This window comes from Thalassovita sp. ABM4_323 (assembly GCF_056158665.1).
Map to the genome: position 1 here is coordinate 2169204 of NZ_JBSWTS010000007.1, position 13368 is coordinate 2182571.

The window sequence follows — 13368 nt, forward strand, 5'->3', positions numbered from 1 at the left end:
ACCAGCACGCAAGGAGCAACCATGAAAATCGTTTATTGCGCTTATGGGGGGCAAAAATACGCCGATCAGCTGGCGCAATCCGTTGGCTCGGTGCGTGCCCAGCACCCCGAGGCGCAGATTGTCGTCTATACGACCGCGCCCTTTCGACCTTTCCTGTCAGATTTGCCGGTCGAGTCGCGCATTTTGGAACAACAGGCCCAAAGCAGCGATTGGCATGATCCGTTTATGAAAGTCCGGGCGGTTTGCGAGGCCGCGAATGAAGGCGCTCCGTTCGTTTATCTGGACAACGACACCTATGTGGCTGGGGCGCTCAGCGAAGCTTGGGCGCTGCTGGAGCATTTTGATTGTCTGGGCGTGCAGTCCTCGATCCCGGACCAGCGCGGATTCCTGGGACTGGACCCGGCGCCGGGGCTGCACCGCGCCGCCCCCCAGGTTTTTCCAGAATGGAATGGTGGGGTGCTGTTTTTCGCTGGCTCTAAGGCGGCGCGCCGCATCACGAAGCGATGGCTGGAGGTCTTGGAAATGCGCATCCCCGGGGGGGGCGATCAATGGCCTCTGGCGCAGGCATTGTGGGACAGTGGCGCGCGTTTGCATGTGTTGCCCGCGACGTATAACTGCCGCCTGCCAGCCACGCCTGTGGTCTATGGCCAGATCCGCATATTGCATGCAGACCATCCGCAACTATCTGATATCGAACGTATTTTGAATGCCGAGCAGGGGTTGCGGCAGATTGTGAGCGAAGGCAGTGATTTTGTGTTGGCGCCCGCTGGAAGTGACGGCAAGCGCATGTTCTAGCTGATCATCAACGCGCGGCATTCATTCATGTGACGCAAGGCCAGTTTGGCCGCCATTTGTGATTGGCGTTGATTCTGGCCAAATGTGCTGGTGTGCAAAAGCACGGCCTGCGCGTGTTTTGCCTCGATCCGCCAATGCAGCACCTCGCGACCGCGATCATCGGGGATCATCGTGTCCAGAATGTCGATGACGTTTTGACGCTCGATCTTGGTGCGCTCCGAGGCAGCCCCGTCGAACATCCATTGAAACTCCATCTGAGCAGACAGCCGCCCCGCGCATTGCGCAAAGAATCTAAGCTGTTCGTCCGCTGAAAACGCCTGCACGGACGACGTGTGGGCGGTTAAAGCACCCCCCAGCAAAAGCCCTGCCAGATAAGTTTTTAAACTGCTCATGATTTAGACTTTACGGTCAAAAAACGGCGTATCAAGTGGGCAGTATAAAAACTATCCTTTTGCGACTTTGTTAACACAACGAAAAACGGCCCCGAATTGGGGCCGCTTCGCGAAAAATATTCTAATGGGGTCTTAGACCATCGCCATCGAGGCCGCGCTTTCCGGCAGCTCTTCGTCAAAGCAACGCTGGTAGAATTCGGCCACGGTCTGGCGCTCCAGCTCGTCACATTTGTTCAGGAAGGACAGGCGGAAGGCATAGCCGACATTGCGGAAAATCTCGGCGTTTTGGGCCCAGTTGATCACGGTTCGAGGGCTCATTACCGTGGACAGATCACCATTCATAAAGGCGGTCCGGGTCAGATCGGCCAGGGTCACCATCTGCGCGATCGTTTTGCGACCGCTTTCGGTGTTGTAATGCGGGTTCTTCGACAGAACGATCTGGGTCTCGGCGTCATGGCTGAGATAGTTCAGCGTGGCCACCAGCGACCAACGGTCCATCTGGGCCTGGTTGATCTGCTGCGTGCCATGATACAGGCCCGTGGTGTCGCCCAGACCAACCGTGTTCGCGGTGGCGAACAGGCGGAAATAGGGGTTCGGGGTGATCACTTCGTTTTGGTCCAACAAGGTCAGTTTGCCGTCATGTTCCAGGACCCGCTGAATCACGAACATCACGTCCGCGCGGCCCGCGTCGTATTCATCGAACACGATGGCGGTGGGGTTGCGCAGGGCCCAGGGCAGGATGCCCTCGTGGAATTCGGTGACCTGTTTGCCGTCTTTCAGCTTGATCGCGTCCTTACCGATCAGGTCGATCCGGCTGATGTGGCTGTCCAGGTTCACACGGACACAGGGCCAGTTCAGGCGCGCGGCCACTTGCTCGATATGAGTGGATTTGCCGGTGCCGTGATAGCCCTGAACCATCACACGACGATTGCGCGAGAATCCAGCCAGAATGGCCAGCGTGGTGTCCGGGTCAAATTTGTATGTGGGGTCGATTTCGGGCACGCGGTCGGTACGCTCGGCAAAGCCCTTAACGGTCATGTCGGTGTCGATGCCAAAGATCTCGCGAACAGAGATGTCTTCGGTGGGTTTTGCGCTCGTTTCCATAGTGCGGGTGCCTTTGACTGCGTGCTGAAATCGGGGCCGGATTGCCCAACTCCTGTGTGGTGCAACATAAATGCGCGAAGGGCAAGAGCTTGCGGGCTTTTCCGCCGCGTCTGTGCCCGGGGGCGGCTCACCTGATCGTGTTTTGGCGTGACGATGGGCGGGGCGCAATCTGCGGGGCCGGGTGATAGACTGGGCACAAATGACGGAGGGGAGCCAATGAACAGACGCATGATGATGATCGCCGGGCTGGGAGGCTTGGGCGCATGGATCGCGGGGCGTGGGGCCGCCGAGACCTTTGAAATCACGCGCAGCAAATCCGAATGGCGCGCGATGCTGACCCCGCTGCAATACAAGGTCATGCGCGAAGAGGGGACCGAGCGCGCTGGCAGCTCACCTCTGGATAAGCTGTATGATCCGGGGGTGTATCACTGCCGTGGCTGCGATCTGCCGCTGTATTCATCCAAGCACAAATATGACAGCGGCACAGGATGGCCCAGTTTCTGGAAATCCCTGCCCGGGGCGATCGGCACCAAAACTGATCGCAAACTGCTGGTGGCGCGCACAGAATGCCACTGCCGCCGCTGCGGCAGCCATCTGGGGCATATATTCAACGATGGACCGCGCCCCACCGGGAAACGCCATTGTCTGAACGGCGTGTCCCTGGTTTTCAAAGCCGCCTGATCACTTAAAGCTGCGGCTGTCCTTGATCTGATCCCAGGCCCACATGACCTCTTGCAGCTGCTCTTCTTGGCTGCGGTCGCCGCCGTTCATGTCGGGGTGCAGCACTTTGATCAGTTTCTTATAGGCCTTGCGGATTTCGGCCTTGGACCAGCTATCCTGCGCCTCGAGAATGTCGATGGCGCGGCGTTCGGTCGGAGGCAGGCGGCGCCCGCCGGTGTTGGCTTTGCCCGGGTTCTTGGTGGCGTTTTCACCCAACACCTGGTGCGGGTCTTCGATACCCAGGCGGGCCCAGGCGCGCGCCTCGGGGTCGCCCATCGGACGGGTCTGGCGTTCCCAGACCTTATCCTTGGACATCTGAGCATTCATCTCGGCCTCGGTGGTGCCGTCGAAGAAGCTCCATTTCTGGTTATATTCGCGCGCGTGTTCCTTGCAGAACCAATAGAATTCATCCAGCACGTCGGGCGCTTTGGGGGCGCGGTATTTTCCGGGCTCCTGACAGCCTTCGTGCTCGCACAGGCGTGTCGAGGTTTCCGACGCACCACTCATTCCCCGTCGTCCGCGGGGATTTTTCTTCTTTGCGGATTTGACCGACATATCAAAACCAAACGGGTCAGATTTAGTCATGAGATCACCTATTCGACTCGGACGGTGGATTGTAGACTTTCTGGCGCCGAGTTGAAGGGGGGGAGCAGGAAAAAAACTGTGAACAACTCGATCAATTGGCGAAAAAACGCCCGCAAAAGCCATCTAACTATTGGAAAGAAATAACAAAAAAATAGCACAAAGATCAGGCAGTCTTGTTCTGGGCCTCCTCTGGCTCGTCCACAAGCTCTGCGTCATCAGCCGCCTTCAGGCGGGCGGCTCTTTCCATCAGCAAAGAGGCGGCGGGGCTGTTCAGGTCTTGGGCATCCTCGACACCGTTGTCGCCGACAACTGCAAAGAAACCTTCGGGCGTGTCCGCTGATTCTGCCTCGGGCGCGCGCTGTTCGGGGGGAGGCGCGGGCAATAGCTGGGGTTCCGGTATTTCTGCTGTGTCCTGGCTTGGCCGGCGAAAGACCAGCACATTGCGATAGGTGGTGGAAACCGTCGTCAGGCCGTGGCGTTCCTCGCTGGGCAGGGTTTCGGCGCGCTGATATTCCCAGCCCTGGGCGCCCATCTGATTCATCAGGTCCTCAAGCGCAAAGGCAAAGCGCGCTTCGACCCCGCGCACGCCTTTTGCTTTCTTTCCCTTGGCCGGGGCCGGAACCACCTTGTACTCGTATTTTGGCATTACAATGTCCGCTCTCGAAATCAGGTCAACACTATCAGCGATTTGCAAAATGTCCAAAGCCCCAACGCCCACAGCGTACGGTCGATAAGGGGTCTTTCAATACCCGTCTGAGACGGTCGCACCTGCAAATCAAAAGGTGAGACATGGCCAGACAGATCGACTCATTCACGGATTGGGTGTTCACCGAAAAAGTCCAGGACCGCGGAAGCGCCCGGGCGTGTTGTGGTTTATGCGATCACCGAAATCTGCGCTACATTTTCGAGGTGCGCAACCGGCGCAACGGGCATCGGATGTGGGTGGGCTCTAGCTGCATTCTGAAGTTCGGCCTGGCGGTGATGCAGGACGGGAAAAAGCTGTCAGATGACGAGGCCAGGGCCAAATTGCGGCGTCTGACCCGACAAATGAAGGGCTGATGACCCCAAGCGAGGGATCATTTCCGAATGGTCATGGGCTTGCCTACGAAATCGGGCACAGGCGCGGATTGATGGGCCGCTAACATCGTTTCGACTTTTTCGGCGACATCGGACGGGTAGGGGGCCACGCGTGGGCCGCTCATGTCGATATGCAGGCCGATCCCTTCGCCCGTCGCCGATAGCCAGCCATCCTCGTGGTACAGCCATTGGCAGAAATGGAACTTGCGCCCATCGCTGTCCAGAAGTTGAAAACCGACCCGAACCTTGGCGCCGACATGCAGCTCGCGAAGATAGCGGACCCGAAAATCAGCGCTATAGGTGGTGTGTTTGCGGACGGCTGCGTAATCGGGGCCAAAGCCCATCAGCTCAAAGGCCTGATCTGCCCCACGATCGAACAGAACGTTGTAATAGGCCATATTCAGATGCCCATTATAGTCGATCCATTCGGGAAGGACTTCCAACGCTGATGACATGAATGGCGCTTGGGGCATCTTTCTCAGTTCCTCGCTGGGGGTCTGCAAGACAACCTAGCCAAGTGAGACACACAAGGCCAGAGCTTGATCATCTGCGCAGAAAGGGTCGCACCAGCATTTTCAGGCGTTGTGATATCGACAAATATGGCCAGATTTGGCGAGCGTTTTTGAGGTCCATATTTTTTGCCACCGGGATGCCTTCTGGTGGGGCTAACCGAAATCCAAGTTTCTCGGAGATTTCTAAGCGTTTGTGCGCATAGTCTCGGATTTCAACCTTGCGCAGTCCATCGACCTGGTACTTCTCGCCAGGCAGTGCGCAAAGCTCGGCGATTTTCTCGGGGTCGCAGCACTCAGATCCAATCGGGTTCTGCAAGATATACAAATACATTGCCCGCACGGCATTGTCGGAATGAAACTCGTTTTCATGCGTTTCGGTCAGGCCCAGACTGTCAAAATCAATCAATCCGAACTCGCGAAGCAAGCTGTTGCAGATCCCCTGCCTGGTGGCATCCTCGAACTTGATAAAATGCGCTTTGTCACCGTACTCGCGTGCGACTCGCAGCGGAAATTCGTGCAAGCGTTTAACAGCTTCTTGATAGCGAGAGGGGCGAGAGAAAAGCCCAATTTTGGCCATCTGCTGGCAGTTGGATGACATCCACGGCAGCAATTCCCGATAATAATAGAGCGCATGGACCTCTCCATGCTGAGCCAGAAACTGGTGCAGTTTTGCGTGCTCCTCCGGGTCCAGCATGCACAGAAATTCATTGGAAAGGATGGCGGTAGACCGCAACGTGTTCAGTCGCGCATAAAGCGTTTCAAGAACTTTCGCATCGCGCTCACGCAGCTGTTCTGGCGAAAGCCCCGAGGACTTGTTCCCAAAGTATGTTTCAGGATTCTTCAAGAAGGCCGAGTACAGATGATCAAATGCCGCGTCGTTGTCAACAAACTGAATACCTTGATTCGCAAAGGTCTTCTTGAGGGCGAAAAAATTCCTCTGAATCGTGGTGGACCCGGTTTTATGCGGGCCCAGATGCAGGATTATCTTCAAACCCTTCCCCAGAACAGGCCTTTGGGCTCAGAGGCTCAGTTTCTGCGCAACCAACTGGTTCACAGCCTTGGGGTTGGCCTTGCCGCCGGTGGCTTTCATCACCTGACCCACGAACCAGCCTGCAAGTTTCGGGTTTTGCTTGGCTTTTTCGACCTGCGCGGGGTTGGCGGCGATGATCTCGTCCACGGCGGCCTCGATGGCGCCAGTGTCCGTGACCTGCTTCATGCCACGCTCTTCAACGATCTGTTCGGGGTCACCGCCTTCGGTATAGACGATTTCGAACAGGTCCTTGGCGATCTTGCCGCTGATGGCGTCGGACTTGATCAACTTGATGATCGCGGCCAGTTGCGCGGGCGAGACCGGGCTTTCGGTGATGTCGTGATCTTCTTTTTTCAGACGTCCGAACAGCTCGTTGATGACCCAGTTGGCGGCCAGCTTGCCGTCGCCTGCCTCACCTGCGACCTCTTCGAAAAAGGCCGCGTTGGGCACTTCGGCGGTCAGCACGCTGGCGTCATATTCGGACAGACCGAAATCCCCCATGAAGCGGGCTTTCTTCTCGTCCGGCAGTTCGGGCAGCGAGGCGGCGATGTCATCGACCCAGCCCTGTTCGATCTCCAGAGGCAGCAGGTCGGGATCGGGGAAGTAGCGGTAATCATGCGCCTCTTCCTTGGACCGCATCGAGCGCGTCTCGTTCTTGTCCGGGTCATACAGGCGGGTTTCCTGTTCGACCTCGCCGCCGGCTTCGACGATGGCGATCTGGCGACGGGCCTCGACCTCGATCGCGGCCTGGATAAAGCGCATCGAGTTCATGTTTTTGATTTCGCACCGCGTGCCCAGATGCGAGAAATCCTGCGTTTCCTGGTATTTCTCGTAGGCGCCGGGACGGCAGATCGACACGTTCACATCCGCGCGCAGGTTGCCGTTTTGCATGTTGCCGTCACAGGTGCCCAGGTAGCGCAGGATCTGGCGCATCTTGGTGACATAGGCGGCGGCCTCTTCGGGGCCACGGATGTCGGGGCGGCTGACGATCTCCATCAGGGCCACACCGGTGCGGTTCAGGTCCACAAACGACATGTTCGGATCCATGTCATGCACCGATTTCCCGGCGTCCTGTTCCAGGTGAATGCGTTCGATCCGCACAATACGAGCGACGCCGGGGCCCATATCGACCAGAATTTCGCCTTCGCCCACGATGGGGTGATACAGCTGCGAAATCTGATAGCCCTGCGGCAGATCCGGATAGAAATAGTTCTTGCGGTCAAAGGCGGACCACAGGTTGATCTCGGCCTTCAGGCCCAGACCCGTGCGCACGGCCTGTTCCACGCAGTATTCGTTGATCACGGGCAACATGCCTGGCATGGCCGAGTCCACGAAGGCCACGTTCGAGTTGGGTTCAGCCCCGAATTTGGTCGACGCGCCCGAGAACAGTTTCGCATTCGAGCTGACCTGCGCGTGCACCTCCATACCGATCACCAGTTCCCAATCGTGCTTGGCTCCGGCAATCACCTTGGGTTTCGGGGTCTCATAGGTCAGGTCCAGCATCGTATCCGCCCTTTGTCACAGCAATTCCACCGCGTTCTAGGGCAGGGGTGCGCAAGGGGCAAGAGGGCAAGGCGAGGTTTGCGCCTTGCGCCTATCCGCGCGGCACAATTTGTGGGCCTTGTTCGCCAAACACCACACGGGCGCCGTTGCGGATTTCGGTCTCGAAATGACGCGAGATCCGGCGGAACGCGCTGCCGCGCCCCTCTTCGGCCAGCTTTTCACTATAGATCAGCGCCTCTTCGGCCATCTGATCCTGCTCGGCCAGCGCCCAGACCAGCGGATGTACCTCGCGCAGGTGGTTCTGCAAAATCCAGTCAAAGGCCTCGCGCAGGGCGGTCAGCTGATCCTGATACGGGCTGTTGCGCAGTTTGCGTGCGTTCAGCGTGATCGAGCAGAAGGCCGCAAACAGGTTGGCCGTGTGCTGATCCTGGCGACGGTCCAGGATGTCCCGCATGCCTTCGATGAACAGGTCCGGTTCCAGCATTTCCAGAACGTCCGGGTCCAGTTTCAGCGCGTCCAGACAGGTCCAAGTATATCCGCCAGCGCCCCAGATGTCCTGGGTCAGGGCGGACATGCGGCGGGCCTGAATTTCCAGCTGTTGATGCGAGCCAAACCAGCGCGGCAGCATAAACCGGCCAAATTCGCGCATGTGGTTGGGATTGTGGGGATCCAGATCAATCAGGTCCTCGTAATCGTCCACCACGCGGCTTTCTGGGCTTTCCTGACTGGGCAGCAGTTTGCAACGCGCCGCCGCCAGGGCGGGGCTGTTTTGTTCGAACGCATCAAAGCGATCCAGAATGTCCCCGGCGCTGATCATACAGGCCTGAAAAGCCTTCGAGCTGTGTTTTGACAGGCCCGAGGTCTTTAGTCCCGTGTTGGTTTCGACGGCATGAAAGGCCCAGGCCACATCCATCAGCGCATGCAGCACCACCAGCGCAACGCCGTAATCCTTGGGGCTGTCGTCCAGTGCGAATTCCAGATGCTCGAGCGCGGGCAGGCTTTCGACCTCCCCCGGGTTCACGCGGCCCGACCGGATTTGACGCACCAACGGTTCCACTACATCCGAGCGCGCGCCATAGGCCAGCAGGTCCGCCAGCGGCATATCGGCCTTGGTACGGGCGCGGGTGCGGTCGTGGTGGCGCAGCTCGGTGCCCAGTTCGTCCCACATGTCCTGACGGGCCAGGAATTGCCCGCGCGAGATCACGTATTCACGACGCGACTGTTCGGTGCTGGTATCGGTGACCGGAATGTCCAGCGCGCGTTGCAACCGGATCGGCATCGGCCCCGGAGGTGCCGACGCGGGCGCCACCTGCAAGGCCGGGGCCTCGGGCTGCTGCGAGCGCCGCAGGATCTTGGGGGCGCGCAGCTTCAGGTTTGTGCGTTTGGGCAGCAGATGCTTCATTCGGTCTTCCGGTTGGGAGGCGATAGCAGAGTCGCCTTGCCTGTGATTTCCCCCTATATGGCCGCATGTTTTTGGCCGAAACATGGCCAAGTGTGGCTGGTTTTCGGGAAATAGCGTAGCAACTCTCGGGCGAAGCTGCCCTAAGGTCATGTCGCCGATCAGGCGCCTAGCGCCCGCCCGCCACGTCCAGCAGGGTGCGCGTCACATACGAGGCCTGATCACTCAGCAGCCACAAAATGGCCTCGGCGACCTCGTCCGCGCCGCCGGATCGGCCCATGGGAACCATATGTGACAGGCGCTCCAACCGGTCGGGCTGGCCGCCTTTGGCATGGATGCTGGTTTCGATCAGGCCGGGACGCACCGCGTTGACACGAATGCCTTCGGGCGCCAGCTCGTCTGCCAATCCTATGGTGAACGTGTCGATCGCCGCCTTCGAGGCCGCATAGTCCACGTATTGATTGGCCGACCCCAACTGGGCCGCAACCGATGACAGGTTGACGATATGGCCGCTCTGACCGGCGCGCCGCATATGCGCGATGGCGCCTTTGGCCACCATCATCGCCCCGACCACATTGATCTGAAACATGGCGTTGACGCGCGCGGCGGTCATTTCGGCAACGGGCGCGGCCTGGGCGACGATCCCGGCGTTATTCACCAGATGAAGCGGAGTGTGCGGTGCGATGGCCTCGAACATGGCCTCGATCTGGTCGGGGTCAGCCACGTCGCATCGAATGACCTGAGCCGACTGTCCCGCGGCCTGCACCTCGTTTGCCACGGCTTGGGCACTGGCTTGGTCACTGCGGTATGTCAGGATCACGTCATGGCCGCGCCGGGCCGCCATCCGGGCGGTCGCTGCGCCGATTCCAGTGCTGCCACCAGTGATCAGAATGCTGTGTTTGGTCATGGTCGTGTCCTCGCGCCTGGGGCGCAGTTCAGGACAAAGTCACCTTGGCGTCAACCCGCACGGGTTTTCCATCAAACCAACGGCGCAATTCATGCGCGGCGGGCAAGCAGGTCAGCGGCAGATGTACGCGCCGCCCCCCCGTTAGCTCCAGATGCGGCGGGCGCGCATAAAACGGCGCCGAGCGCGCACCAACCGCATGGATGCCCGACAGCGGAAAGGACCAATGCTTGCTGCCGTAATACACATTCAGATGGCTTTCGGTCAGCCACGCCCCCGAGCGTTTCCGGCTGAGCAGGCGTTGCCAATAGAACGCCGTCAGCACGGCAACCCCGCCAATCAACAGCATCATCTGCCAGACAGGCAACAGCTTTGCCACGGCGAACAACATCACCCAGAGCAGAGCAATCACGAGGCCCGCCCCCAAATGCAGCGGATCCAACCCGCGCCAATGATATTCGTGTAGCCAATTCATGATGAAATTATGACAGATGCGATGGAAAAGATGTGGTTAAGATACAGCTCTGAACCCCGGTTTCAGGGCTTTTTGACGCGAATGTGACAGGCTTGCTTCAGTTCGATTGCGTATGGTTTGGCGGGGTCTACGCCTTTCGTATACGTTCGGCCATCTCTTGCGTGTCCCGGCTCAGATCGGGCTGGGCCAGGATCCGGTCCAGTTGCGCCCCGATCAAAGCTTGCCGATCCGTGTCATAGCGTTTCCAGGTCTCGAAAGCGGTGCACATCCGGGCGGTGGTTTGCGGGTTCAGCGGGTCCAGCTTGATCAACCAGTCGGCCAGCAGAGCATAGCCTGCGCCACTGGCATGGTGAAACGCTGCGGGGCTCATGGCCAGCGCCCCCAGCGTTGCGCGGAACCGATTGGGGTTCTTCATGGTAAAGTCCGGGTGCTGGGTCAGGGACGCGGCGACCTGCACGGCCTGATCGGGATCTGCCTGCACGATCTGCATCGAGAACCATTTATCAATCACCAGACGGTCATGTTTCCACTGATCGTAAAAGGCCTGCGTGGCGGACTTGCCCTTGCCCGCGGACAACAGGCACCCAAACGCGGCCAATTGCTGAGTCATGTTGTCGGCCGAGTCGTATTGCTTCTGCGCCTGTGCGCCGCCATCCAGGCGGGTGATCAACGACAGGGCCGTGTTGGCCAGCGCCCGCGCGCCCGATTGAGTGGCATCCGGCTGATAGGCCCCCTCGACCTGGTATTGCGCATAGAGGCGCGGCAGCAGGTCCTGCATATGCTGCGCCATGGCCTGTTTCTGGGTCTCTACGGCCTGCCAAATCGCCTGCGGGTCAGGCGTCTGGCCCAGGTCAAACAGGGTCTGGGCCAGTTCGTCCTGGCTGGGCAGCCCTGTGGCCAGCGCGCGAAAGGCCGGGTCCAGCGTGTCGTCGCGCAGCACGGCCGTCAGCGATTCCAGATAGGCGTCATCCGGGGCCGCGCCCTCTTGGATCATGCGGATCAGACCGTCCCGCGCCAACGCGCGCCCGGCCTCCCACTTGTTGAAAGGATCGGTGTCGTGCGCCATCAGGAACGCGCGTTCGGCGTTGCTGGTCTGGCGTTGCAGGATCACCGGAGCCGAGAATTCGCGCAGGATCGAGGGCACCGGTTTCGCGCTAAGCCCTTCGAACTGGAACGACTGCTCGGCCTGCGTCATCTCCAGCACGGTGGTCGGCAGCACCTCGTCCCCGTTGGGGTTCAACAGACCCACAGCGATGGGGATGACGCGCGGGTCTTTGACATCTTGCCCGGGGGTGGGCGGTGTGTCCTGCCGGAAGGTCAGGGTATAGGTGCCATCGGCGAAATCTTCGCTGACAGACAGGCGCGGCGTGCCGGCCTGGCTGTACCAGTGCTTGAACTGGGTCAGATCGCGGCCGGTGGCGTCTTCGAACACCTGCAACCAATCCTCGATCGTGGCGGCGTCGCCGTCGTGGCGGTCAAAATACAGGTCCAGCGCCTTGGCATAGGCCGCGTCCCCGACCAGCGTTTTCAGCATCCCGATCAGTTCGGCACCCTTTTCGTACACGGTGGCCGTGTAGAAGTTGTTAATCTCGACAAAGCTTTCGGGGCGCACGGGGTGGGCCAGGGGGCCATTGTCTTCGCGGAACTGGCGGCCACGCAGGGCGATCACATCCTCGATCCGCTTCACTGGTTCCGAGCGCATGTCAGCAGTGAACTGCGCATCGCGGAACACCGTCAGCCCCTCTTTCAGGCACAGCTGGAACCAATCGCGGCAGGTGATGCGGTTGCCGGTCCAGTTGTGGAAGTATTCATGGGCAATGATCGCCTCGATCCGTTCAAAATTCATATCCGTCGAGGTGTCGGGCGAGGCCAGCACACAGGACGAATTGAAGATGTTCAGCCCCTTGTTTTCCATCGCGCCCATGTTGAAATCATCCACCGCGACGATGTTGAAAATGTCCAGATCATATTCGCGCCCGTAAACATCTTCGTCCCACTCCATCGAGGCTTTCAGCGCGTCCATGCCAAAGGCGCATTTGCCCTCGTCGCCGGGACGGACCCAGATGTTCAGCTCCACATCCTTGCCGGATTTGGTGGTGAAACGGTCGGGATGGTTGATCAGATCGCCCGCAACCAAAGCGAACAGATAGGCGGGTTTGGGCCACGGATCGTGCCATTCGGCCCAGCCCTCGCCCTGACCCGTGGGGTTGCCGTTGGACAGCAGAACAGGCTCGGTGCCTTCGATCCGCACGGTGAAAACGCTCATGACGTCGGGGCGATCGGGGTAATAGGTGATCTTGCGGAAGCCCTCGGCCTCGCATTGGGTGCAGTACATGCCGTTGGACATATACAGCCCTTCCAGCGCGGTGTTGGTGGCGGGGCTGATCTCGACCTCGGCCTCCCAGACAAAGGGCGTGTCGGGCACGTCGCAACGCAGGCCCTGATCAGTCAGTTCGGGCGTCACCGGGGTGCCATCAATCGCCGCGCTGATCAGCTTTAACTGTTCGCCATGCAAAAAGAAGTCGCAATCAGAAGCTTCGGGATTGGGGCGGAACGCGATCCGCGATTGCACGCGGGTTGCCGTGGGGGACAGGTGGAATGTCAGCGCGACACTGTCCACGATGAACCCGAAGGGCGTGTAATCGGACAGATAGATGGTCTGGGGAGCTGCGTCTTTCATCGGGGCCTCGGGATGCATGATTTTGGAGCGACGTTAGGAGGAACGCGGGCGGGCTTCAATGGGGGTCGCACCGGTTTGATTATTCGCCAATTTTTGAAGCAGCTTGGCCTGAATTGGTAAAAACTTTTGACCAGAATTGTTGCCTATAGGAAACTTCCGTTCTATTGAGGATCAAGAACATGGCTGACATGG

14 protein-coding genes are annotated in these 13368 nt (G+C 59.2%); 3 read left to right on the plus strand and 11 right to left on the minus strand.

The window, feature by feature from the left end:
* Positions 1 to 21 precede the first annotated feature (21 nt).
* Positions 22 to 795, plus strand: a complete 774-nt coding sequence (locus tag ACXADQ_RS13170; RefSeq protein ID WP_475321186.1) for a hypothetical protein — start codon at positions 22 to 24, stop codon at positions 793 to 795.
* Here ACXADQ_RS13170 and ACXADQ_RS13175 read toward each other — a convergent pair.
* Positions 792 to 1187 carry a hypothetical protein gene (locus tag ACXADQ_RS13175; protein WP_475321190.1) on the minus strand — a complete coding sequence of 132 codons (396 nt, stop codon included), beginning with the start codon at positions 1185 to 1187 and terminating at the stop codon, positions 792 to 794. The two genes, ACXADQ_RS13170 and ACXADQ_RS13175, sit on opposite strands and share 4 nt — an antisense overlap.
* Positions 1188 to 1319: 132 nt before the next feature.
* Positions 1320 to 2291, minus strand: coding sequence for a cobaltochelatase subunit CobS (gene cobS / locus ACXADQ_RS13180; protein WP_475321194.1), 972 nt, complete (start codon positions 2289 to 2291; stop codon positions 1320 to 1322).
* Between the two features lie 216 nt (positions 2292 to 2507).
* On the opposite strand from cobS, the gene msrB reads away from it, so the two are divergent.
* The gene (gene msrB, locus ACXADQ_RS13185; protein ID WP_475321198.1) at positions 2508 to 2972 is read left to right on the plus strand and encodes a peptide-methionine (R)-S-oxide reductase MsrB; all 465 of its coding nucleotides are present in this window, start codon (positions 2508 to 2510) and stop codon (positions 2970 to 2972) included.
* On the opposite strand, the gene ACXADQ_RS13190 is transcribed toward msrB, so the two are convergent.
* Positions 2973 to 3596: a DnaJ domain-containing protein gene (locus ACXADQ_RS13190; protein WP_475321202.1), complete on the minus strand. Its 624-nt coding sequence runs from the start codon at positions 3594 to 3596 to the stop codon at positions 2973 to 2975.
* Positions 3597 to 3759: 163 nt separating this feature from the next.
* Positions 3760 to 4242: a DUF4177 domain-containing protein gene (locus tag ACXADQ_RS13195; protein WP_475321206.1), complete on the minus strand. Its 483-nt coding sequence runs from the start codon at positions 4240 to 4242 to the stop codon at positions 3760 to 3762.
* Positions 4243 to 4385: 143 nt separating this feature from the next.
* On the opposite strand from ACXADQ_RS13195, the gene ACXADQ_RS13200 reads away from it, so the two are divergent.
* The gene (locus tag ACXADQ_RS13200; RefSeq protein ID WP_475321210.1) at positions 4386 to 4655 is read left to right on the plus strand and encodes a hypothetical protein; all 270 of its coding nucleotides are present in this window, start codon (positions 4386 to 4388) and stop codon (positions 4653 to 4655) included.
* A gap of 17 nt (positions 4656 to 4672) precedes the next feature.
* Here the strand turns inward: ACXADQ_RS13200 and ACXADQ_RS13205 are convergent, their stop codons facing one another.
* From ACXADQ_RS13205 to pepN, 7 genes are all read right to left on the minus strand, one after another.
* Positions 4673 to 5128, minus strand: coding sequence for a thioesterase family protein (locus ACXADQ_RS13205; protein ID WP_475321213.1), 456 nt, complete (start codon positions 5126 to 5128; stop codon positions 4673 to 4675).
* Between the two features lie 88 nt (positions 5129 to 5216).
* Entirely contained in the window at positions 5217 to 6176 is a 960-nt protein-coding gene (locus ACXADQ_RS13210; protein WP_475321217.1) for a hypothetical protein, read from the minus strand.
* A gap of 27 nt (positions 6177 to 6203) precedes the next feature.
* Positions 6204 to 7718 carry an Asp-tRNA(Asn)/Glu-tRNA(Gln) amidotransferase subunit GatB gene (gatB, locus tag ACXADQ_RS13215; protein ID WP_475321222.1) on the minus strand — a complete coding sequence of 505 codons (1515 nt, stop codon included), beginning with the start codon at positions 7716 to 7718 and terminating at the stop codon, positions 6204 to 6206.
* A 91-nt stretch (positions 7719 to 7809) separates the two neighbouring features.
* Positions 7810 to 9120, minus strand: coding sequence for a hypothetical protein (locus tag ACXADQ_RS13220; protein WP_475321226.1), 1311 nt, complete (start codon positions 9118 to 9120; stop codon positions 7810 to 7812).
* A gap of 166 nt (positions 9121 to 9286) precedes the next feature.
* Entirely contained in the window at positions 9287 to 10024 is a 738-nt protein-coding gene (locus ACXADQ_RS13225; RefSeq protein WP_475321230.1) for an SDR family oxidoreductase, read from the minus strand.
* A gap of 28 nt (positions 10025 to 10052) precedes the next feature.
* On the minus strand, positions 10053 to 10496 hold the full coding sequence (locus ACXADQ_RS13230) for a hypothetical protein (protein ID WP_475321234.1): 444 nt from the start codon (positions 10494 to 10496) through the stop codon (positions 10053 to 10055).
* A 127-nt stretch (positions 10497 to 10623) separates the two neighbouring features.
* On the minus strand, positions 10624 to 13176 hold the full coding sequence (gene pepN, locus ACXADQ_RS13235; RefSeq protein ID WP_475321238.1) for an aminopeptidase N: 2553 nt from the start codon (positions 13174 to 13176) through the stop codon (positions 10624 to 10626).
* Positions 13177 to 13368: the final 192 nt, after the last annotated feature.

Bases quoted from the DNA above. Each gene is read 5' to 3' on its own strand.
- ACXADQ_RS13170 (WP_475321186.1), top strand. From the start codon at position 22: ATGAAAATCGTTTATTGCGCTTATGGGGGGCAAAAATACGCCGATCAG.
- ACXADQ_RS13175 (WP_475321190.1), bottom strand. From the start codon at position 1,187: ATGAGCAGTTTAAAAACTTATCTGGCAGGGCTTTTGCTGGGGGGTGCT.
- cobS (WP_475321194.1), bottom strand. From the start codon at position 2,291: ATGGAAACGAGCGCAAAACCCACCGAAGACATCTCTGTTCGCGAGATC.
- msrB (WP_475321198.1), top strand. From the start codon at position 2,508: ATGAACAGACGCATGATGATGATCGCCGGGCTGGGAGGCTTGGGCGCA.
- ACXADQ_RS13190 (WP_475321202.1), bottom strand. From the start codon at position 3,596: ATGACTAAATCTGACCCGTTTGGTTTTGATATGTCGGTCAAATCCGCA.
- ACXADQ_RS13195 (WP_475321206.1), bottom strand. From the start codon at position 4,242: ATGCCAAAATACGAGTACAAGGTGGTTCCGGCCCCGGCCAAGGGAAAG.
- ACXADQ_RS13200 (WP_475321210.1), top strand. From the start codon at position 4,386: ATGGCCAGACAGATCGACTCATTCACGGATTGGGTGTTCACCGAAAAA.
- ACXADQ_RS13205 (WP_475321213.1), bottom strand. From the start codon at position 5,128: ATGTCATCAGCGTTGGAAGTCCTTCCCGAATGGATCGACTATAATGGG.
- gatB (WP_475321222.1), bottom strand. From the start codon at position 7,718: ATGCTGGACCTGACCTATGAGACCCCGAAACCCAAGGTGATTGCCGGA.
- ACXADQ_RS13220 (WP_475321226.1), bottom strand. From the start codon at position 9,120: ATGAAGCATCTGCTGCCCAAACGCACAAACCTGAAGCTGCGCGCCCCC.
- ACXADQ_RS13225 (WP_475321230.1), bottom strand. From the start codon at position 10,024: ATGACCAAACACAGCATTCTGATCACTGGTGGCAGCACTGGAATCGGC.
- ACXADQ_RS13230 (WP_475321234.1), bottom strand. From the start codon at position 10,496: ATGAATTGGCTACACGAATATCATTGGCGCGGGTTGGATCCGCTGCAT.
- pepN (WP_475321238.1), bottom strand. From the start codon at position 13,176: ATGAAAGACGCAGCTCCCCAGACCATCTATCTGTCCGATTACACGCCC.